This window comes from Streptomyces sp. NPDC001100, from assembly GCF_053598575.1.
Map to the genome: position 1 here is coordinate 1 of NZ_JBSFKO010000008.1, position 21,375 is coordinate 21,375.

The window sequence follows — 21,375 nt, forward strand, 5'->3', positions numbered from 1 at the left end:
GCCCGTCTCTCCTGACCGAGCCAGCCAGAAGGAGCAAGCCATCTTCACCCGCCCCACCCCGGCCCCACTCCCCGAACTAGCGAACCTGGCCGCGCAAGGCACCCTCCCGGGTATCCTCCGCCAACTCTCCGGCCTCGGCGGCTGCACCAACCCCATCCGCCTCGACGGCCACCGCACCGAATACGACCTCGACACCACAACCGGCGAGATCGGCGGCATCCTCCACCGCCTCGACTCCTCGACCCTCCCGGCCGGCCAACTCCTCGTCCGCTGCAACAACCGCCGTACCACCCGCTGCGCGGCCTGCTCCGAGGTCTACCGCCGCGACACCTTCCACCTGATCACCTCCGGCCTGCGCGGCGGCAAGGGCACCCCCGAACACGTCGCCACCCACCCCCGCGTCTTCGCCACTTTCACCGCCCCCGGCTTCGGCCCGGTCCACAACCGCCGCACCGACGGCCGCCCTTGCCGCTGCGGCCTCCACCACGACCAGGACGACGACACCCTCGGCACCCCACTCAACCCGGACACCTACGACTACGAAGCCGCCGTCCTCTGGAACGCCCACGCCGGTCCCCTCTGGCGCCGTTTCTCCACCTACCTGCGCCGCGAGGTCGCCAAGCGCGCAGGCCTCTCCCAACGCCGTTTCCGCGACCACGCGCGTGTGTCCTTCGCCAAGGTCGCCGAGTACCAGAAGCGCGGAGCCGTCCACTTCCACGCCGTCATCCGCATCGACGGTCCCACCGGCGGCGACACCCCGCCCCCTCCCTGGGCCACCGCCGAGCTGCTCTCCGACGCCATCCGCATCGCGACCGCCAAGGTCCACGTCGACGGCCCAACTATCGACGGCCGTACCCACACCTTCACCTTCGGCCGCCAACTCGACGTCCGCACCATCCGATCCGCCGACTTCAACGACGGCCAGGAACTCACCGAACGAGCCGTCGCCGCCTACATCGCCAAGTACGCCACCAAGGGCGCCGAAACCGCGACGGGAGCTCTCGACCGCCCGCTCAAGTTCGCCGCCGAACTCGCCCACCTCGACATCAGCGACCACGCCCGCCGCCTCATCCGCACCGCATGGACCCTCGGCGCACGCAAGAGCCTCGAACACCTCCGCCTGCGCGCCTGGGCCCACATGCTCGGCTTCCGCGGCCACTTCTCCACCAAATCCCGCCGCTACTCCACCACCCTCGGCGCCCTCCGCGACGCCCGCGCCGAATGGCGCCGCGCCCAAGCCACACCCGCCAACGCCCCCACCACCAACACCACGTACGTACTCGCGCACTGGGTCTTCGCCGGAACCGGCCTCTCTTCCACCGAAGCCTGGTTGTCCGAGTCCCTCGAACCCGCCCCCGGAACGGAAGGAGAACCGACCAAGTGACCGACCGCTACCTGTCCGTCGACCAGGTCGCCGAGCTGCTCGGCACCACGGCCCGCTTTCCTCGGCGGCTGATCGAGGAGCGACGCATCCGGTACGTCAAGGTCGGCCGGCACGTCCGCATCCCCGAGAGCGCGGTCGTGGAGTTCGTCGCATCCCGCACTGTCGAGCCGATCAGGCTCCGTCGCACCGGCCTCCGGAGGGCTGCCTGATGGCCAACAAGAAAGGAAGGAGACGCCGTTTCGGCGCCGTGCGGCAATACCGCTCCGGCCGCTGGACCGCGTCGTACCTCGGGCCCGACAACGAGCGCATCCGCGCGGACGAGACCTTCGAGACCAAGAAGGACGCGGAAGTCTGGCTGTCCCAGGTAGAGGCAGATCTCACCCGAGGAGACTGGCGCGCCCCGGACGCTGGAGCGGTCAACTTCCGCGTCTACGCCGAGAAATGGGTCGAAGAGCGAGAGCTGGCGGTGCGCACCTACGACCTGTACAAGCACCTCCTCCGGCTCTACATCCTCCCGACCTTCGGCACGCTCGACCTGGACGAGATCACCGCGCCCCGTGTCCGTGAATGGCGTGCCGAGCGTCTCCGCACCACCCAAGCCAAGACGACCGTCGCCAAGGCGTACCGCCTCCTCAAGGGCATTCTTGAGACGGCCGTGGATGACGACCTGATCAGCCGCAACCCGTGCCGGATCAAGGGCGCGGGCAAGGAGTCCGCCGCCGAACGCCGCATCGCCACCGTCGCCCAGGTCGACGCCCTCGCCGACGCGATCGGTATCCGCTGGCGCCTCATGGTCTACCTCGGCGCCTACGGCCCGATGCGCCCCGAGGAACTGGCCGGCCTCCGCCGCCGGGACGTCGACCCGGACAACCTGGTGATCCGCGTCCGCGTCGCCGAGCCAGAACGCACCAACGGCAAGCGCGCTCCCGGCGAGACCAAGTCCGACGCCGGTGTCCGTGCTGTCGTTCTCCCGGCCTTCCTCCACAAGGACGTGAGGCAACACCTCGCGTGGTTCGCGGAGAAGGGGCCGGACGGGTTGCTCTTCGTCGGTGAGAAGGGAGCTCCCTTCCGCCGCACTTCCTTCGGCCGGAAGTGGCGTCGGGCCCGCACGGTCGTCGGCCTCCCTGATGGCTTCCGCTTCTACGACCTTCGCCACACCGGACACACGCTCGCGACGCGCTCGGGCGCCACCCTCAAGGACACGATGGTGCGCGCCGGCCAGTCCTCCGAGAAGGCCGCGCTGATCTATCAGCACTCCGACGAGGAACGGCAACGCGACCTGGCCGCCGGACTCGACGACATGGTCCGCGCCGAACGTGCGAAGAACCACAACGACAGCAACGCGCACCACAAGGAGGAGCCCACCGGCAGCTAGAAACGCCCTTGTGGTGCGGTTATGGTGCGCAGCCCGCCCACTGGTCTAGACAACAAAGAACCCCCGGGTCGTCGACCTGGGGGTTTCTGGTGGAGCGGGTGACGAGAATCGAACTCGCACTCTCAGCTTGGGAAGCTGATGTTCTACCACTAAACTACACCCGCGTAAGACGCCGGTTGAGCCGGTGTCGAATGCCCGCTCACTCTACCTCATGCCCGGCTCGCGGCGTTGAAGCCCTGGGGTGACGGTCGTGTTTCGGAGGGCGGACGCGGCTGCGGGGGACCGGAGTTGGGGCGTACGGTGGAGGCGTGGAAGAGGGTCCGGGTGGGACGGAGTGCCGCCTGGAGAGTCGTTCCTTTCATCCCGTAATGTGGCATTTGGCGTCCGGCGAGCAGCAGTCGGACGCGGCTCTTGGGGAAGGGACTCATGGACTTGATGGAGCGCACCGTCGTCCGTTGTGCCGATGGGCACGTGTTCAGCACCGCTTCGTTCCCGATGCAGCAGGCCGAGCGGCTCGGCCCCGGACGGCTCGTCCGGTGTCCACGGTGTGCCCGGCTCCGCAGCGCGGTGCCGGTGACCTTGGAGAAGCAGTAGCGGTAACACGGTAGGCAGTCGCTGGCGCGCGGGTCCGTCCGATGGTGGCCGGTCCGCGCGTCTTGCGTATCCTCGGTGCGTGCTTCTCTCAGACAAGGACATCCGGGCCGAGATCGACGCCGGGCGGGTCCGGATCGATCCCTACGACGAATCCATGGTGCAGCCGTCGAGTGTCGACGTGCGCCTCGACCGCTACTTCCGGGTGTTCGAGAACCACCGCTACCCCCACATCGACCCCTCCATCGAGCAGGCGGACCTGACGCGGCTGGTGGAACCGGAGGGCGACGAGCCGTTCATCCTCCACCCCGGCGAGTTCGTGCTCGCCTCGACCTACGAGGTCGTATCGCTCCCCGACGACCTGGCGTCCCGTCTCGAAGGCAAGTCCTCCCTCGGCCGTCTCGGGCTCGTCACGCACTCCACCGCCGGCTTCATCGACCCCGGCTTCTCCGGCCACGTGACGCTGGAGCTGTCTAACCTCGCGACGCTCCCCATCAAGCTCTGGCCCGGCATGAAGATCGGCCAGCTGTGCCTGTTCCGGCTCACCTCGCCCGCCGAGTTCCCCTACGGCAGCGAGCGCTACGGCTCCCGCTACCAGGGCCAGCGCGGCCCCACCGCCTCCCGCTCCTTCCTCAACTTCCACCGGACGCAGGTGTGAGCATGGGAGACACGGCCACGGACGTACGGGAGAACCTGACCTACGAACGTTTCGGCGTCGCCGTCCGCGAACTCGCGCAGACCATCGCCGACGACGGCTACGAGCCCGACATCATCCTCAGCATCGCCCGCGGCGGGGTCTTCGTCGCCGGTGGCCTCGCCTACGCCCTCGACTGCAAGAACATCCACCTGATCAACGTGGAGTTCTACACCGGCGTCGGCACCACTCTCGACATGCCGGTGATGCTCGCGCCCGTCCCCAACGCCATCGACTTCTCCTCCAAGAAGGTCCTGATCACCGACGACGTCGCCGACACCGGCAAGACGCTCAAGCTGGTCCGCGACTTCTGCCGGGACACCGTCGCCGAGGTCCGCAGCGCGGTCGTCTACGAGAAGTCGCAGTCGCTGGTGAAGTGCGAGTACGTGTGGAAGCGCACCGACGACTGGATCAACTTCCCGTGGAGTGTTCTGCCTCCAGTGCACAGGTCGGGGGAAGCGGCGAAGCCGAACAAGGAAGCGGTCTGAACTGCGGGTACCCCGTCGACCGAAGGAAGAGCCCTCTCCACAGATCATCGAGGGGGCTCTCGTGCTGTACCGCAGGATGTCTACCGCAGGATGTCTACCGCGGAAGTCCCCGTCGGGATCGGGCGTTGACCTCGGCTGCGAGAATGCGCCCATGAATGACGCCTCTGGGCCGCAGGCCTTCGCCTCGCCGCTGAAGTCCGTCGACCTGCCCACCATCGCGCCTGAACGTGAGGCATTGGCGGGGTGGCTCGACTACCATCGCGCCGAACTGCTGAGGAAGCTCGACGGGTTGACCGGGGAACAGGCTGCCCGGCGTGTCGTTCCGTCCCTCACCACCCTGCACGGATTGGTGCGGCATCTCACCAAGGTCGAGTTCGTCTGGTTTGTCGACGTCATCGGGCGGAGTGAGGAACCCGCGCCTTTCGGTTGGCCGGAGCGCAGGGACGGTGACTTCCTGCTGGACGGCGGCGCGACGCTGTCCGAGGACGTCGGGCGCTATCTGGCCGCCTGCGAGCGCAGCCGCGAGATCTTCGCCGGGGTTTCCCTGGACGATGTGTGCACGCACCACCGATTCGGGGACCTGGACGTGCGGTGCATCATGCTGCACGTGATCAGGGAGTACGCCCAGCACAACGGCCACGCGGACGTCATCCGCGAGCTCATCGACGGCAGTACGCAGAGCTGAGTCCCCTCACACCTCCGGGCCCGGCGGTCGCCGTACTTTCGCTGCTGTACGGCAACCGGCTCCGCCTCATCGTTCCTGCCGGCGTCGTTTACGACGCAGTCTCCCGCCGGTGACGGCGGCGATGAAGAAGGTGCCGCCCACTGTCATGGGGAGGTTGGAGGCGAAGGGCCTCAGAGGGGGGTGTTCAAGGAAGGTTCGTTCACACGCGATTCCGATCAGGGCGGCTGTCAGGGTGGTCACCCACAAGATCAGTACGACCAACCAAGTGCTGCGGGTGCTCAGCCAAGACATCACGGGATCATCATGCACCCGACATGCCGCCGGCCGCGGGCCTTTTCGCTACGACGACGAAGGGCTCCCGGCGTGCACCGGGAGCCCTTCGTCGTCGTAACGGAGAAACCTCTAGAACGTGCCCAGCTTCACGATCGACAGCAGGGCGATCAGCTGGATCGCGGAGGCGCCCAGGGCCTTGGGCCAGGGGAGGTCGTGGGAGCGGCTGACCATCATGGTGAGGAGGGCGCCGGCCGCTACCCAGGTGGCCCAGCCGAGGGCCTGGACGAAGGTGGCGTCGCCCCCGAAGAACATGGCGAAGACCAGGCGGGGGGCGTCCGTGAGCGACATGATCAGCATGGACAGGCCGACCGTGGGCTGCCAGGCTCCGTCGCCGCCCAGCTGGCGGGCCAGGGTGTGGGTGACCACGCCCAGGACGAAGGACGACAGCACCATCGCCACGGCCGTGATCAGGACGATCGGGACCGCGTTCGCCAGCGTGGCGTTTATGGCGTCCGCGCGGGCGCCGTCGAAGCCGAAGACCGCGAGCAAGCCGTAGAGGAACGTCACGATCAGGGCGGGGGCCCACATCGTGTAGTCCCGCATCTGGAGGAACGTCTGCTGGGGTGCGAGGACGATGCCCCGCAGCAGGTCCTTCCAGTGCAGACGGGGGCCGACCGGGCCGGTGGGGGCCTGGGCCGAGCCCGCGCGGTACGTACCGCCCTGGGTGTACGGGTCCTCACCTACGGAGAACGCCTGGGTGCTGCCCGGGTTGTTCGCCGCGTACGGGTCGGGGGTGGTCGGGTGACCGCCGTGGCCGTAGCCGCCGCCGTCGCCGAAGTACTCCGGCTCGTCGCCGTAGGCGCCGTTGCCGCCGTTCGCCTGGGACCACTGCCGGCCGCCGCCCGCGGGGCTTCCGTACTGCGGTTGCTGCTGCGGGTACGGCTGCGGCGCAGAGGGGTAGCCGTACGGCTGTCTCTGCGGCGCTCCCTGCGGTGCCGGGGGAGCCTGCTGCCCGTACGGAGGTTGTTGAGGGCGCGCTTGCGGGGCCCGGCCGTCCCGGCCGCCGCGTCCGATCCTGAATCCAGCCACGTCATCGAACGTACCTGGTTCCGCAGAGTCAGGGGCCGGGCCGGGGGTTTCGGGCGGGGCTTTGCTGCCGAGCTGTGACATCCCCTAAGGGACGTAGGGGGAGGGGGCGTACGGCCGCCGGGCCCGTGGCGTACGGCCACGGGCCCGGCGGAGAAGGCGAGCCGGGGCTAGTCGGCGAACAGGGCGCCGAACTGCGGTGTGCCCGTCGTCGAGACGCCCGCCGCGCCCGCCGAGATGGCACGGGAGCCGGTCGTGACGATCTTCGTGCCGTTGGAGGGCAGGTAGGTCACCGCGCCGTCGCCGCCGTTCTCGTACGAGCCCACGATCAGGTCCGCCCTGCCGTCGCCGTTGACGTCGTCGAGCTTGACGTCGGCGCCGAAGAGGTCGCTCTTCTCGTCGGCGCCGGGGACGCCGGCCGTGCTCTGGGCGAAGGACTGGACGCCCGTCGTGGTGTTCGCGCCGCTCGCGGAGCCGTAGATGACCGTGACCATGCCGGCGTTGGTGGCGGCGCCGAGGTCCTCGTCCGGGGCGGAGACCACGACGTCCTGGTAGCCGTCGCCGTTGACGTCACCCAGGTCCAGGTCCCAGCCGAAGGAGTCGCCCTTCTCCGAACTGCCGGGTATGTTCCCGGAGTCCTGGGTGATGCCGGTGGTCGCGGCGGGGCCGGACGCGGAACCGTAGGTGATGTTCACCTTGCCGCCGTTCGCCGAGTCCGGCACGGTCGTACCGTCGCTCGTCGTGGCGTCCCAGCCGGCGCCGGTGACGATGTCGCCGTACCCGTCGCCGTTGATGTCGCCGATGCCGGTGACGATGCCGGGCTTGAGGGTCTTCACGCCCGCGACGCTCAGACCGCTCGCGGTGCCGGGCACGAGGTAGTTGGTGTTCCAGCCGTTGCTGGTCTGGGTCTCGTAGCCGTCGACCACCAGGTCGGTGCGGCCGTCGCCGTTGATGTCACCGGCGGTGAGGTGGTGCGGGCCGTACGGGAAACCGGTCGAGCCGGAGTGGATCGGGGGCTTGATCGTGTAGCGGCCGCCGGGCATGCCGGTGGAGCTGCTGAAGCCGCCCTTGTAGACGTAGACGGTGGCGGCCGAACTGCCCACCGCCAGGTCCGCCTTGCCGTCGCCGTCGAAGTCGCCGGCGGCCAGGGTCTGGCCCCAGTTGTCGTGCCCGGACACGGCCGGGTCCGGTACGTCGCTGCTCTTGCCGGTGAGGCCGTTCTTCGAGCCCCACAGGATCGCGAGCGCGCCGCCGTCGGTGTCGGTGCCGACCTTCTCGTACGGCGAGCCCACGGCGAGGTCGTCGTAGCCGTCGCCGTTGAAGTCGGCGTATGCCGTGGCGAGGCCGAAGTAGTCGCCCTTCTCGGCGGTACCGGGCACGTTGCCGGAGTTCTGGCTGAGCGTCGAGCGCTTCGTGGACGACACTCCGGTTGCCGTGCCGTACAGGGCCACGACCTGGCCGGCGTCGGCCTGGCCGGTGACGTAGGCGCCCGGCGCGGAGACGAGGACGTCACCGATGCCGTCGCCGTTGAAGTCGGCCTTCGCGACCTTGAAGGAGTCGGCGGCGGTCGCCGTCGTCACCGAGAGGGTGAGCAGACCGCCCGTCAGCGCGGCCGCGGCGGCCGTCGCGAGGGCGACGCAGGTACTGCTGCATGCGGGGTCTCCTGCGGCATGCGGGGATGCGTGGCGGGCATCCGCGTCGATGAAGTGTTGATGAGGTGTCAATGGGGGTGGCGCTGGGGTGCGTACCGTCCGTGTTTGCCGGGGGTTGTCCTTGGCTTCACGGGTGGTTGGCGATCAGGAGACCCTTGGTGGGGCGTAAGGGTTGTGCGTGAACTCGGTAAATCTCTGAGGTCGTTGTCAGGGGTGGGGCGGTGTCTGCGTGTGTGGCGAAGTGGCCCGACGGCCACTGTCGTCATGACGTACAGACGTCCTTGAGCTCGTTCGCCGCCGCGTCGATCCTGCTGGAATCCGGGTTCGTATCGCCGTTCAGGATCGCCTTGTTGTAGTCGGAGACCGCCTTGTCCAGGTCGCCGACCGCCTTGTTGACCTTGTCGTCCTCCGAGTTCGCGTCGATCCTGTCGAGGTTCTTGTCGATCGTCGTGATGGATTCGTCGGTGCGGCTCGGGTCCTTCGCCGCGTCCACGCCGGCTTCGTGGATCGCCCTGAGGCTGTCGGAGATCGTGTTCCAGTTCCCCAGGCAGTCAAGCGAGTTGGAGGTGTCCGTGGGGTCGCAGGCCGTGAGGAGTCCGGTGGTGAGCGCGGTGGCGGCCAAGAGCGTGGCCATGGTGGCCGTACGGCGTGCACGCGGGCTGTGCGCGGTCATGGGAGGCCTTTCGAGGGCGAGGGCGAGGGCGAGGGCGAGGGCGAGGGCGAGGGCGAGGGCGAGGCAGGGGCAGGGGCAGGGGCGGGGCGGGGTCGGTGGGGGCTTTGGATCGGGGCCTCAGGCCCAGGGCTCGTCCGCCTGGGTTCCGGGTGACGTCTTGGCCGGGCCCTTGCGGAGGCTGGAGATCAGGCCGCCTGCCGCGCCCAGGGAGACCAGGCCCATGCCGGCCGCCGTCGCGATGCCCTTGGCGCCGTCCATGACGAAGTAACCGGCCACGGCCACACCGCCGTTGAACAGGAACAGGAACCACAGGGTCGACGTCCTCGACAGAAACGCCTTGATCTTCGGCTTCTTCGCGATGCGCGAGCCCGTCAGCACCGAGACGGCGATACCGGCGAAGGTGGCCGCGGTCTTCGCCGCGCCGTCGAGCACGGCGCCGGAGGCCGTGCTCGCGGCGAGGCCGCCGACGAAGAACGACCACAGCAGCAGGTCGGCGAGGAACGACTTCACGGTGGCGAGCAGCGATTTCACGGGATTTCCTTCGCGGGAGGAGAGGGAGGAGGCGGGATCTTCGGGGCTTGATCTCTGGCCTCTACGATTCCGTCGCGCGCTCGCCGTCACGAGGGACCGTTCTCCCGAATGCGTGGTGTAGTGCGCTACACCATGGGAGGAGTTGGGGGCGGCCTTACGGGACGACAAACGCCCCGCGCCCTCCGGTGAGGGTGCGGGGCGTTTGTCGTGGCGGACCGGCCGGTTGTCACTCGACCGGCTGGGGCTCCGGGGCGTTCTCCGGTTCCGCGGTGCCCGCGGGGGGCTCGTCGTCGGCCGGCTTCTTGACCGAGTCGAGGAGCAGTTGGGCCACGTCGACCACCTGGATCGACTCCTTCGCCTTGCCGTCGTTCTTCTTGCCGTTGACCGAGTCGGTCAGCATGACGAGGCAGAAGGGGCAGGCCGTCGACACGATGTCCGGGTTCAGGGAGAGGGCCTCGTCGACGCGCTCGTTGTTGATGCGCTTGCCGATGCGCTCTTCCATCCACATCCGGGCGCCGCCCGCGCCGCAGCAGAAGCCGCGTTCCTTGTGGCGGTGCATCTCCTCGTTGCGCAGGCCCGGGACGCTCGCGATGATCTCGCGCGGGGGCGTGTAGATCTTGTTGTGGCGGCCCAGGTAGCACGGGTCGTGGTAGGTGATGATGCCCTCGACCGGGGTCACGGGGATCAACTTGCCCTCGTCCACGAGGTGTTGGAGCAGCTGCGTGTGGTGGATGACCTCGTAGTCGCCGCCGAGCTGCGGGTACTCGTTGCCGATCGTGTTGAGGCAGTGCGGGCAGGTCGCGACGATCTTCTTCGCGGACTTGGGCTTCGCCGACTCGGCGACCACCTTGCCGTCGTCGTCCAGCTCCTCGCCGAACGCCATGTTCAGCGCCATGACGTTCTCCATGCCGAGCTCCTGGAACAGGGGCTCGTTGCCGAGCCTCCGCGCCGAGTCGCCCGTGCACTTCTCGTCGCCGCCCATGATCGCGAACTTGACGCCCGCGATGTGCAGGAGCTCCGCGAAGGCCTTCGTCGTCTTCTTGGCGCGGTCCTCCAGGGCGCCGGCGCAGCCGACCCAGTACAGGTACTCGACCTCGGTGAGGTCCTCGATGTCCTGACCGACGACCGGGACCTCGAACTCGACCTCCTTGAGCCACTCCAGGCGCTGCTTCTTGGCCAGGCCCCAGGGGTTGCCCTTCTTCTCCAGGTTCTTGAGCATCGTCCCGGCCTCGGACGGGAACGCGGACTCGATCATCACCTGGTAGCGGCGCATGTCGACGATGTGGTCGACGTGCTCGATGTCCACCGGGCACTGCTCGACGCAGGCGCCGCAGGTGGTGCAGGACCACAGGACGTCCGGGTCGATGACGCCGTTGTCCTCGAAGGTGCCGATCAGGGGGCGCTCGGCCTCGGCGAGGGCCGCAGCGGGGACGCCGGCCAGCTGCTCCTCCGTCGCCTTCTCCTCGCCCTCCATGGACTTGCCGCCGCCCGCGAGCAGGTAGGGCGCCTTGGCGTGGGCGTGGTCCCGCAGCGACATGATGAGGAGCTTGGGGGAGAGCGGCTTGCCGGTGTTCCAGGCGGGGCACTGCGACTGGCAGCGGCCGCACTCGGTGCAGGTGGAGAAGTCGAGCAGGCCCTTCCAGGAGAACTGCTCGACCTGGGAGACGCCGAAGACGTCGTCGTCGCCCGGGTCGGTGAAGTCGATCGGCTTGCCGCCGGAGGTCATGGGCAGCAGCGCGCCCAGCGAGGTGCCACCGTCCGCGTTCCGCTTGAACCAGATGTTCGGGAAGGCCAGGAAGCGGTGCCAGGCGACGCCCATGTCGGTCTTCAGGGCGACCGTGATCATCCAGATGAAGGAGGTCGCGATCTTCAGGCCGGCGAAGAAGTACGTGAGGTTCTGGAGGGTGGAGACGTCCAGGTGCCGAAGGGCCGACACCACCGGGTACGAGATGAAGAAGGACGCCTCGTACGCGTCCACGTGGTGCTGGGCGCCTTCGAGCGCGTGCAGCATGAAGATGCAGACGCCGACGATGAGGATGACGGCCTCGACGAAGTACGCCTGGCCGAAGTTGGAGCCGGCGAAGCGGGACTTGCGGCCCGGCCTGTTCGGCTTGCTGAGCTGGCGGATCACGATCAGCGTGAGGATGCCGAGGACCGTCATGGTGCCGATGAACTCGACGAAGACGTTGTACGGCGCCCATTCGCCGATGACCGGCAGCAGCCAGTCGGCCTTGAACAGCTGGCCGATGGCGTTGACGATCGTCAGCAGCAGCGAGAAGAAGCCCACCGCCACGAACCAGTGCGCGACCCCGACGACGCCCCAGCGGTTCATCCGGGTGTGGCCCAGGAACTCCTTGGCCACAGTGACGGTCCGCCGGCCGGGCTCGTCGGTGCGGGTGCCCGCGGGCACGTTCTGGCCGAGTCGCATGAAGGTGTAGATCTGCAGGACGGCGCGGGCGAACAGCGCCACACCGACCACGATCAGAACCAGCGACACGATGATCGCGGCGAGTTGCATTTCAGGGCTCCTCGGGCCTGCGAGGGGTCATTACCGAACCCAGAACATTACTAAGCGGTAACTTAATCGGTCCGACCGAGATTACCCCCATTCTCTGTCGCACTGTAGCCAGCCGTGCGGTGATCTATGTCGCTGAGGGTCGCCTTAAAAACCTGTGACGATCCGATCGTGTTATTCGTACTGAATTGGTACATTTGCGTCTAATTTAGAACCGTGCTCTACGGGATTCTCGCCGCCACGACCGCCCTGCTCCTCTCCGCCCTCCTCGCCGCACTGCTCCGGGTGCCCGCCCTGCGTGCCCGGATCGTCGACCGGCGACGGCGCACGCGCCCGGTACCGCTGCTCGGGGGACTGGCCGTCGTGATCGCCGTCGCCGCGGTCACCTGGGGGTGCGACTGGACCGGCGTCGCGCCACTGGGCGACGACGTCGGCGGCCTGCTGGTCGCCGGGTCCGCCGTGGCCGTGCTCGGGCTCGTCGCCGACGTGTGGCGGCTGAAGACACGGGTCCTGGTGCTCGGTACGGCGGTGGCGGCGGCCTGTGTCGTGCCGTACGGGGAACTCGGGGTGCCCGGCGGCCTGTCGGCGGCGGCCTGGATCGTGTTCGTCGCCGCCGCCTTCAAGGGGCTCGACCACGCCGACGGGCTGGCCGGGACCGTGGGGGTGGTCACCGCGTTCGGGGTGGGGGCCTGTGCCGCGATGGAAGTGATGGACGGGCTCGCGGTGTTGCTGAGTGTGCTGGCCGCCGCGCTCACCGGGTTCCTGATGCACAACTGGCATCCCGCGCGGATCGCGCTCGGTGCGTGCGGGTCGCTGTTCACGGGCTTCGTGCTCGCCTCGGCGGCGGTGGTCGCCCGGAGCGGACACGATCTCGCGTCCAGTGCGGGCGTGCTGTTCGCGCTCACCGCCCTCGCGAGCGCGGACGCCGTCCTGGTGCTGCTGTCGCGGCGGCTGGCCGGGCGGGCGCTGCTGCGGGGCGGCCCGGACCATCTCGCCCACCGGCTGCGGCGGCTGGGGCTCACTCCGCAGGGGGCGGTGGTGCTCCTCGGGGTCGGGGGGTTCTCCGGAGTGCTCGTCGGAGTGCTCGTGCACAACGGGTGGGCGGGTGAATCCGCCGTGATGTGGGTGGCGGGCGGGGCCCTGGTCGTCGTATTCGGACTGCTTAAAGTCAATGTCTACGGGGTGCGGCGTGCCGCGTCTACGCAGGTCAGAGCCCAGTTGCGTGTAAGGAACGGATAAGAGTTGAGTCTGCTCGACTCAGCTCTGTTGACCCAGCGATGAGTGTGGTGCACACTTGAGTCCGTTCCACTCAAGTCATTGCTGGAGGAATCAACCATGGCACGTGCGGTCGGCATCGACCTGGGCACGACTAACTCCGTCGTCAGCGTTCTTGAAGGCGGCGAGCCCACCGTCATCACCAACGCAGAGGGCGCCAGGACCACGCCGTCCGTCGTCGCCTTCGCCAAGAACGGCGAAGTGCTCGTCGGCGAGGTCGCCAAGCGCCAGGCGGTCACGAACGTTGACCGGACCATCCGCTCCGTGAAGCGCCACATGGGCACGGACTGGAAGATCGAGCTCGACGGGAAGCACTTCAACCCGCAGCAGATGAGCGCCTTCATCCTGCAGAAGCTGAAGCGTGACGCCGAGGCCTACCTGGGCGAGAAGGTCACGGACGCGGTCATCACCGTCCCGGCCTACTTCAACGACTCCGAGCGCCAGGCGACGAAGGAGGCCGGCGAGATCGCGGGCCTGAACGTCCTGCGCATCGTGAACGAGCCGACGGCCGCCGCGCTGGCGTACGGGCTCGACAAGGACGACCAGACGATCCTCGTCTTCGACCTCGGCGGCGGCACCTTCGACGTGTCCCTCCTGGAGATCGGTGACGGCGTCGTCGAGGTGAAGGCCACCAACGGCGACAACCACCTCGGTGGTGACGACTGGGACCAGCGGGTCGTCGACTACCTGGTGAAGCAGTTCGCCGCGGGCCACGGCGTGGACCTGGGCAAGGACAAGATGGCCCTCCAGCGTCTGCGCGAGGCCGCCGAGAAGGCCAAGATCGAGCTGTCCAGCTCCACCGAGACCTCGATCAACCTGCCCTACATCACGGCGTCCGCCGAGGGCCCGCTGCACCTGGACGAGAAGCTCACCCGCGCCCAGTTCCAGCAGCTGACGGCCGACCTGCTGGAGCGCTGCAAGACGCCGTTCCACAACGTCATCAAGGACGCCGGCATCTCCATCAACGAGATCGACCACGTCGTCCTCGTCGGTGGCTCCACCCGTATGCCCGCCGTCGCCGAGCTGGTGCGCGAGCTGACCGGTGGCAAGGACGCCAACAAGGGCGTCAACCCGGACGAGGTCGTCGCCATCGGCGCGTCCCTCCAGGCCGGTGTCCTCAAGGGCGAGGTCAAGGACGTCCTGCTCCTCGACGTCACCCCGCTGTCCCTCGGTATCGAGACCAAGGGCGGCATCATGACCAAGCTGATCGAGCGGAACACGACGATCCCGACCAAGCGGTCCGAGATCTTCACCACCGCCGAGGACAACCAGCCCTCCGTGCAGATCCAGGTCTACCAGGGCGAGCGCGAGATCGCGGCGTACAACAAGAAGCTCGGGATGTTCGAGCTGACCGGTCTGCCGCCGGCCCCGCGCGGTGTCCCGCAGATCGAGGTCTCCTTCGACATCGACGCCAACGGCATCATGCACGTGACCGCGAAGGACCTCGGCACGGGCAAGGAGCAGAAGATGACCGTCACCGGCGGCTCCTCGCTGCCGAAGGACGAGGTCGACCGCATGCGCCAGGAGGCCGAGCAGTACGCGGACGAGGACCACCGCCGCCGCGAGGCCGCCGAGTCCCGCAACCAGGGCGAGCAGCTCGTCTACCAGACGGAGAAGTTCCTCAAGGACAACGAGGACAAGGTCCCCGGCGAGGTCAAGACCGAGGTCGAGGCCGCCGTCGAGGAGCTGAAGGCCGCGCTCAAGGGCGAGGACACCGCCGAGATCCGCACCGCCACCGAGAAGGTCGCCGCGGTCTCGCAGAAGGTCGGCCAGGCCATGTACGCCGACGCCCAGGCCTCCCAGGCCGCGGGCGGTGACGCCCCGGGTGCCGAGGCGCCCAAGGCGGACGACGACGTGGTGGACGCCGAGATCGTGGACGACGAGCGCAAGGACGGTGCCGCGTGACGGAGGAGACCCCGGGCTTCGAAGAGAAGCCCGACGTCCCCTCCGGCGCCACCCCCGACGACGCCGAGCCGCAGGCCGCCGCCTCCTCCTCCACGGGAGAGGGGGCGGCCCCGGCCGGGGACGCATCAAGTGCACAGATCGCCGGTCTGACGGCCCAGTTGGACCAGGTGCGCAAGGCGCTCGAAGAGCGCACGGCGGACCTCCAGCGGCTCCAGGCCGAGTTCCAGAACTACCGCCGCCGGGTCGAGCGGGACCGGGTCACGGTCAAGGAGATCGCCGTCGCGAACCTCCTGACCGAGCTGATGCCCACCCTCGACGACATCGGCCGCGCGCGGGAACACGGGGAACTCGTCGGCGGTTTCAAGTCCGTGGCGGAGTCGTTGGAGACCGTCGCCGCGAAGATGGGACTGCAGCAGTTCGGCAAGGAGGGCGAGCCCTTCGACCCGACCATCCACGAGGCCCTGATGCACTCGTACGCGCCGGACGTCACCGAGACGACCTGCGTGGCGATCCTGCAGCCCGGGTATCGCATCGGCGAGCGCACCATCCGCCCCGCGCGGGTGGCCGTGGCCGAACCGCAGCCCGGCGCGCAGGCGGTCAAGGCCGAGGACGAGTCCGAGGCCGGCGACGAGAAGGACAACGGCCCTGAGGAGGGCTGACGCACACACCGGGCGGGCAGACACCGGGCGGAAGGAGGGACGTCGAGGATGAGCACCAAGGACTTCATCGAGAAGGACTACTACAAGGTCCTCGGCGTGCCCAAGGACGCCACCGAGGCCGAGATCAAGAAGGCGTACCGCAAGCTCGCCCGCGAGTTCCACCCGGACGCCAACAAGGGCAACGCCAAGGCCGAGGAGCGCTTCAAGGAGATCTCCGAGGCCAACGACATCCTCGGTGACCCCAAGAAGCGCAAGGAGTACGACGACGCCCGCGCGCTGTTCGGCAACGGCGGCTTCCGCCCGGGGCCGGGCGGCGCGGGCGCCGGCAACTTCAACTTCGACCTGGGCGACCTCTTCGGAGGTGGCGCCCAGGGCGGCGGCGCCGGGGGTGCCGGCGGATTCGGCGGCGGGATCGGGGACGTGTTCGGCGGCTTGTTCAACCGGGGCGGCGCGGGCACGACCCGGACCCAGCCAAGGCGCGGCCAGGACATCGAGTCCGAGGTCACGCTCAGCTTCACGGAGGCCATCGAAGGGGCCACGGTGCCGCTGCGGATGTCCTCGCAGCAGCCCTGCAAGGCCTGTTCGGGCACCGGCGACAAGAACGGCACACCGCGCGTGTGCCCGACCTGCGTCGGCACCGGCCAGGTGGCGCGCGGCTCCGGCGGCGGCTTCTCGCTCACGGACCCGTGCCCGGACTGCAAGGGCCGGGGCCTGATCGCCGAGCACCCGTGCGCCGAGTGCAAGGGCAGCGGACGCGCCAAGTCCTCGCGGACCATGCAGGTCCGGATCCCCGCGGGGGTCACGGACGGCCAGCGCATCCGGCTGCGCGGCAAGGGCGCACCGGGTGAACGGGGCGGTCCCGCGGGCGACTTGTACGTCATGGTGCACGTCGACGCGCATCCGGTGTTCGGCCGCAAGGACGACAACCTGACGGTGACGGTCCCGGTGACGTTCGCCGAGGCGGCACTGGGCGGCGAGGTCAGGGTGCCCACCCTGGGCGGGCCGCCGGTGACGCTGAAGCTGCCGCCGGGCACACCCAACGGCCGTACGATGCGGGCCCGCGGGAAGGGCGCCTTCCGCAAGGACGGCACCCGGGGCGATCTCCTCGTGACCGTCGAGGTGAGTGTTCCCAAGGACGTCACGGGGAATGCTCGTGACGCACTTGAGGCGTACAGAGAGGCGACCGCGGGCGAGGACCCGCGGGCGGAGCTGTTCCAGGCCGCGAAGGGAGCATGAGAGAGATGGACGGCCGTCGACGCAACCCGTACGAGCTGACCGAGGAGACCCCGGTCTACGTCATCTCGGTGGCGGCCCAGCTCTCCGGTCTGCACCCGCAGACGCTGCGCCAGTACGACCGCCTCGGCCTGGTCTCCCCGGACCGCACGGCCGGGCGCGGCCGGCGCTACTCGGCCCGCGACATCGAACTGCTGCGCACCGTCCAGCAGTTGTCGCAGACCGAGGGCATCAACCTGGCCGGCATCAAGCGCATCATCGAGCTGGAGAACCAGGTCGTGGCGCTCCAGCAGCGCGTCGCCGAACTCCAGGCGGCGGTCGACGGAGCGGCGGCGGCGATCCAGCAGCGCGAGGCCGCCGTGCACGCCTCCTACCGCCGTGACCTGGTCCCGTACCAGGAGGTCCAGCAGACCAGCGCGCTGGTGGTGTGGCGGCCGAAGCGGCAGTCCTCGGACTGACGCGCCGACAACCGTGCAGGGGCCCGGAGGCTCACCCGCCTCCGGGCCCCTGCACGGTTGTGGCGATCTTTGCCCTTTCCTGAACTCCCGTTGGGTGGAGGGTCGGTAAAGAGCGTTTGGATGGGATTCCGCAAGGTCTCCACATCCAAACGGAACGTGGTGTTGCCATCTCGTTAAGTAGTTCCGCTTGACGCCGGTGGCCGCAGCCGCGTTGGCTTTTCAGTCTCCTGGGTTGCAACGCTGCACCCACGTCCGGACGGCACCAGAAGTGAGCTCACCAATGCGTCGTATCGCCATATCCGTGGCCGCGTCCTCGCTGGCCCTGCCCCTGGCCGCCTGTGGCGTGCTCAACTCGTCGGGGAGCAGCTCGGACGCCACCCCGGCCAAGGGCAACGACATCACGGTGGGCGTCCTGATGCCGGAGAAGACGAACACGCGGTACGCGGAGTTCGACTACCCGATCATCAAGTCCACGGTGAGTGAACTCACCGACAAGAAGGGCAAGGCCGAGTACCAGAACGCCGGCGGTGTCGCGAGCGTCCAGGACAAGCAGATGCAGAAGATGATCGACGAGAAGGTCGACGTCATCGTGCTCGACGCCGTCGACTCGCATCTCATCCTGAGCATGGTGAAGAAGGCCAAGGCCGCCGGTATCCCGGTCATCGCCTACGACCGCCTGGCCGAGGGGCCGATCGACGCGTACGTCTCCTTCGACGGCGAACTGGTCGGCGAGGTGCAGGGCCGCTCCCTGGTCGAGGCGCTGGGCAGCAACGTGGACAGCTCCGACAAGGTCGTCATGATCAACGGCTCGCCGACCGACCCCAACGCCGGGGTGTTCAAGGCGGGGGCGCTGTCCGAGCTGCAGGGCAAGGTGACGGTCGCCGCGAGCTACAACACCGACAAGTGGGACCCGGACGTGGCCCAGAAGGAGATGACCGAGGCGATCGACAAGCTCGGCAAGGACAACATCGCCGCGGTGTACTCCGCCAACGACGCCATGGCCGGCGGCATCATCAAGGCCCTGCAGAACGCGGGCGTGACGAAGATGCCGCCCATCACCGGCCAGGACGCCGAGCTCACCGCCGTGCAGCGGATCGTGACCGGCGAGCAGTACATGAGCGTCTACAAGCCGTACCCCGACCTGGCCGAGGCCGCCGCGAAGATCGCGGTCGCCAAGGTCCAGGGCAAGGACATCGAGTTCGACGCCCTCACCCGTGACTCGGTGGACAGCCCCACGAACAAGAAGATCCCCTCGCAGCTGGTGTCCGTGGTCGCGCTGACGAAGGACAACATCAAGACGACGGTGGTCGCGGACGGGATCTACAAGATCTCCGACATCTGCACCAGCAAGTACAAGTCGGCTTGCGCGGCGGACGGGCTGAAGTAGGGCCGAGGCAGGACGGGTTCAGTCGGCGGCCCTGACGGCGTAGAGCCGGGTGTCGTCGCTGCCCACGTAGAGCACTCCGTGGGCGACGACGGGCGAGGAGACGACGGGCCCGCCGGTCGGGAAGCGCCAGCGCTCCCGGCCGGTGTCGGTGTCCACGGCGTAGACGTTGCCGTCGTCGCTGCCGAAGTAGACGGTGGCGTGGGTGACGGCCGGGGTGGTGCGGACGGGGGCCATGGCCGTGAAGCGCCACTTGACCGTGCCGGTGGCCGCGTCGAGGGCGTACAGGCGCTCGTCGTCGTTGCCGACGTAGACCGTGCCGTTGTCGACCGTGGGGGCGGCCTGGATGGCGCTTCCGGTGTCGTGGCGCCACTTCCGCTGCCCGTTCGAGGTGTCGAGGGCGTGCAGTTCGCCGCGCTGGTTGCCGACGTAAAGGACTCCGTCGGACAGTGCGGATGCGCCGGAGACGGGGCCGTCGGCGACGCGGGTGCCCCACGTCCTCCGTTGGCCGACGACGTCGAGGGCGTACACGTGGCTGCCCGTGTTGCCGACGATCGCCAGCCGACCGTCCATCACCACCCATCGATGCGGCGTCATGCCCACGGTGAAGTTCCAGCGCTTTGTTCCTGTTTCGGCGTCGAGCACGAACAAGGAGCCGCTGTTGCTGACACACACCCGGTCGGTGAGGACTCCCACTGTCGCGGACACATCGCCCCTCCTCTCGCCGAAGTCCCAGCGCCCCTCTCCGGTTACCGCGTCGGTCGCGTACAGCATCCGGCCCGCAGTGGTGTACACGAGATCGCCGAGGACCGCTGGCGTCGACCGCACGGGCCCGGCGTTGAGCGCGCGGCTCCACCTCCGCTCCCCGGTGTCCGCCTCCAGAGAGTGCAGTGAGCCGCCGTCGCCGCCCACATACACCACCCCGCGTAGCGACAGCACCCCGCGCACCACGGTCGGCGTGGACCGCACGCAGTTGTCGGTCTGGAAGCTCCACAACTCGGTGCCGGACGCCGGGCGGGCCCGAACGGGCCGTGCGGGGGCGGGTGTTGGAGCCGCGACCGGGACCGGTGCCGGCACCGGGGCCCCGACGACAGGCCCAGCGGTCTGGAGATGCGACGCGGCCGCCCCCGACACACTCCGGCTGTCGTCCTCCGTCAGGCGCCGGAGTTCCTCCTCCGCGCGCCGGCGCACCGTCGCGTTGCCGAAGCGGCGCAGATGGGCCAGCGGCTCCACCGCGCCGAGCCGTACCAGGGCGATCGGACTGTCCAGCGCGACCCGGATCTGCGCGGGCAGCGCCCAGTTCACGTTCCGGGCGATGACGATACGGCCCTCGACGTCGTCCTGTTTCTTGGGCCGCTGCTGCGGCATCTCGTCGACGACCCGGTCGTGGACGTAGGAGTACAGCTCGTCGAGGGTGATGTCCCCGTCGCCGTCGAGGTCGGCGCTGCCGTCGCGCAGGCCCCGCACCAGATGGCGGGTGAAGACGGACTGCGGGGCGCTGCCGCTGACCCGGTCGCCCTCGAAGGAGTACTGGGTGGCGTCGGAGGCGGTGAGCACCGTACGGCCGCGGCCGTGGAACCGCTCCAGGGTGTGCACGTCGGCGTCGCCCTTGGTGAGCCGGGCGGTCGCGGGGAAGGCGCCGCTGTAGCAGCAGTCGAGGATCAGCACCTGGCGGCGGGACATGCAGCCGCTCATGGCCCGGTCGATCTGTTCGGCGGGCAGTGAGGTGAACAGGAGGTTGTCGCGGCGGGTGTTGGCCGCGGCGAGGTGGAGCCGGCCCTCGTCGTCCTTGAGGCCGTGGCCGGTGAAGTACAGCAGGGTGAGGTCGTCGTGGCGGCGGCCGTGGAAGAACGCGCCGAGCGCCTCGCCGATGCGGTGATGGGGTTCGTTGACGAGGATGGTGACGTCGAACCCGGCGATGTCCGGGTCGCGCAGCACCTCGGCGAGCGCTTCCGCGTCGTGCGCGGGCGCGGTCAGCCCGCGCAACCCCTCGTCCTCGTAGGTGTAGTTGGCGATCAGGAGGGCCAGTTTCCGCCCCACGGCTACTCGGCGTCCGATCCGTGCCGGCGGACGAACGCCTCGACCAGTTCCCGGCGTTCGTCGGCGGACGCCCGCTCCAGTTCGATGGTGTCGCCGTCGATGGTGACCGAGACGCGGTGCCGGGCGGACTGCCGGCCGAGCCAGTCCCGCAGGGTCTCGACGAGCATGGGCAGGACCCCGCCCGAGGCGCTCAGGGCCAGCACCACGGCCCCGACGGTCACCGGGTCGACCGCCTTGGCCCCTTCGGGCGGCACGTCGCCGGACGCCGACGCGTGCACGCGCGGCGCGTCGATGTCGAGCCCGCGGAGCTCGGCCCGCAGCCGGCCCACGAACCGTTCCGCCTCCTCCTGGTCCGCGGCGCCGTCCGGAGCCAGTCCCAGCAGTACCTCCATGGCACACCTCCCCCGTGCACCCAAGTGTGGTGACTCGGGGCGCCGGCCGGGGGAATTTCCACGAAGTCGGAACAGGCACCGC

General features: G+C 68.9%; 19 protein-coding genes and 1 tRNA gene. 12 read left to right on the forward strand and 8 right to left on the reverse strand.

The annotated features are described in order from the left end of the window. The first annotated feature begins 85 nt into the window (after positions 1–85). Genes ACWDEW_RS13435 through ACWDEW_RS13445 form a run of 3 tightly spaced genes read left to right on the forward strand, consistent with a single transcriptional unit; the run spans position 86 to position 2,759 of the window. Positions 86–1,384: a replication initiator gene (locus ACWDEW_RS13435; protein WP_450512897.1), complete on the forward strand. Its 1,299-nt coding sequence runs from the start codon at positions 86–88 to the stop codon at positions 1,382–1,384. Beyond that, positions 1,381–1,593, forward strand: a complete 213-nt coding sequence (locus tag ACWDEW_RS13440) for an excisionase family DNA-binding protein (protein ID WP_318017685.1) — start codon at positions 1,381–1,383, stop codon at positions 1,591–1,593. The genes ACWDEW_RS13435 and ACWDEW_RS13440 overlap by 4 nt, the downstream gene beginning before the upstream one ends. Further along, positions 1,593–2,759, forward strand: coding sequence for a tyrosine-type recombinase/integrase (locus ACWDEW_RS13445; protein WP_450512455.1), 1,167 nt, complete (start codon positions 1,593–1,595; stop codon positions 2,757–2,759). The genes ACWDEW_RS13440 and ACWDEW_RS13445 overlap by 1 nt, the downstream gene beginning before the upstream one ends. 90 nt (positions 2,760–2,849) lie before the next feature. Here ACWDEW_RS13445 and ACWDEW_RS13450 read toward each other — a convergent pair. Further along, positions 2,850–2,923, reverse strand: a tRNA-Gly gene (locus tag ACWDEW_RS13450). A 509-nt stretch (positions 2,924–3,432) separates the two neighbouring features. Between ACWDEW_RS13450 and dcd the strand changes: the two genes are divergently transcribed. The 3 genes from dcd to ACWDEW_RS13465 all read left to right on the forward strand — a co-directional run bounded on the left by dcd (position 3,433) and on the right by ACWDEW_RS13465 (position 5,217). Next, positions 3,433–4,008 carry a dCTP deaminase gene (dcd, locus tag ACWDEW_RS13455; RefSeq protein ID WP_019055444.1) on the forward strand — a complete coding sequence of 192 codons (576 nt, stop codon included), beginning with the start codon at positions 3,433–3,435 and terminating at the stop codon, positions 4,006–4,008. 2 nt (positions 4,009–4,010) lie between these two features. Beyond that, positions 4,011–4,532, forward strand: a complete 522-nt coding sequence (locus ACWDEW_RS13460) for a phosphoribosyltransferase (RefSeq protein ID WP_450512458.1) — start codon at positions 4,011–4,013, stop codon at positions 4,530–4,532. Between the two features lie 151 nt (positions 4,533–4,683). Then, positions 4,684–5,217, forward strand: coding sequence for a DinB family protein (locus tag ACWDEW_RS13465; RefSeq protein ID WP_450512460.1), 534 nt, complete (start codon positions 4,684–4,686; stop codon positions 5,215–5,217). 402 nt (positions 5,218–5,619) lie between these two features. Here ACWDEW_RS13465 and ACWDEW_RS13470 read toward each other — a convergent pair whose 3' ends face one another. The 5 genes from ACWDEW_RS13470 to ACWDEW_RS13490 form a co-directional block, all read right to left on the reverse strand. Continuing rightward, a complete protein-coding gene (locus ACWDEW_RS13470) occupies positions 5,620–6,660 on the reverse strand; it encodes a YIP1 family protein (protein WP_450512462.1) in 1,041 nt (346 codons plus the stop codon). 86 nt (positions 6,661–6,746) lie between these two features. Then, entirely contained in the window at positions 6,747–8,183 is a 1,437-nt protein-coding gene (locus tag ACWDEW_RS13475; protein ID WP_450512899.1) for an FG-GAP-like repeat-containing protein, read from the reverse strand. A 307-nt stretch (positions 8,184–8,490) separates the two neighbouring features. Then, positions 8,491–8,901 (reverse strand): hypothetical protein, encoded by a 411-nt coding sequence (locus ACWDEW_RS13480; RefSeq protein WP_450512464.1) that lies wholly within the window; start codon positions 8,899–8,901, stop codon positions 8,491–8,493. Positions 8,902–9,018: 117 nt separating this feature from the next. After that, positions 9,019–9,432 carry a hypothetical protein gene (locus ACWDEW_RS13485; protein WP_450512465.1) on the reverse strand — a complete coding sequence of 138 codons (414 nt, stop codon included), beginning with the start codon at positions 9,430–9,432 and terminating at the stop codon, positions 9,019–9,021. A 226-nt stretch (positions 9,433–9,658) separates the two neighbouring features. After that, a complete protein-coding gene (locus ACWDEW_RS13490) occupies positions 9,659–11,950 on the reverse strand; it encodes a (Fe-S)-binding protein (RefSeq protein ID WP_450512467.1) in 2,292 nt (763 codons plus the stop codon). Between the two features lie 213 nt (positions 11,951–12,163). Between ACWDEW_RS13490 and ACWDEW_RS13495 the strand changes: the two genes are divergently transcribed. The 6 genes from ACWDEW_RS13495 to ACWDEW_RS13520 all read left to right on the forward strand — a co-directional run bounded on the left by ACWDEW_RS13495 (position 12,164) and on the right by ACWDEW_RS13520 (position 18,864). After that, positions 12,164–13,186, forward strand: coding sequence for an MraY family glycosyltransferase (locus ACWDEW_RS13495; protein ID WP_450512469.1), 1,023 nt, complete (start codon positions 12,164–12,166; stop codon positions 13,184–13,186). Positions 13,187–13,282: 96 nt separating this feature from the next. Next, positions 13,283–15,127 (forward strand): molecular chaperone DnaK, encoded by a 1,845-nt coding sequence (dnaK, locus tag ACWDEW_RS13500; RefSeq protein ID WP_019070408.1) that lies wholly within the window; start codon positions 13,283–13,285, stop codon positions 15,125–15,127. Then, positions 15,124–15,786 carry a nucleotide exchange factor GrpE gene (gene grpE, locus ACWDEW_RS13505; protein ID WP_019070407.1) on the forward strand — a complete coding sequence of 221 codons (663 nt, stop codon included), beginning with the start codon at positions 15,124–15,126 and terminating at the stop codon, positions 15,784–15,786. Before dnaK ends, grpE begins: the two co-directional genes overlap by 4 nt. Before the next feature lie 48 nt (positions 15,787–15,834). Further along, positions 15,835–17,022 carry a molecular chaperone DnaJ gene (gene dnaJ, locus ACWDEW_RS13510; protein ID WP_381245411.1) on the forward strand — a complete coding sequence of 396 codons (1,188 nt, stop codon included), beginning with the start codon at positions 15,835–15,837 and terminating at the stop codon, positions 17,020–17,022. 5 nt (positions 17,023–17,027) lie between these two features. Continuing rightward, positions 17,028–17,477, forward strand: coding sequence for a heat shock protein transcriptional repressor HspR (locus tag ACWDEW_RS13515; RefSeq protein WP_019070405.1), 450 nt, complete (start codon positions 17,028–17,030; stop codon positions 17,475–17,477). Between the two features lie 280 nt (positions 17,478–17,757). Continuing rightward, entirely contained in the window at positions 17,758–18,864 is a 1,107-nt protein-coding gene (locus ACWDEW_RS13520; RefSeq protein ID WP_450512472.1) for a sugar ABC transporter substrate-binding protein, read from the forward strand. Between the two features lie 18 nt (positions 18,865–18,882). Here ACWDEW_RS13520 and ACWDEW_RS13525 read toward each other — a convergent pair whose 3' ends face one another. Next, the gene (locus ACWDEW_RS13525; protein WP_450512474.1) at positions 18,883–20,901 is read right to left on the reverse strand and encodes a caspase, EACC1-associated type; all 2,019 of its coding nucleotides are present in this window, start codon (positions 20,899–20,901) and stop codon (positions 18,883–18,885) included. Between the two features lie 2 nt (positions 20,902–20,903). Then, entirely contained in the window at positions 20,904–21,293 is a 390-nt protein-coding gene (locus ACWDEW_RS13530) for an effector-associated constant component EACC1 (protein WP_450512476.1), read from the reverse strand. Between the last annotated feature and the right edge of the window lie 82 nt (positions 21,294–21,375).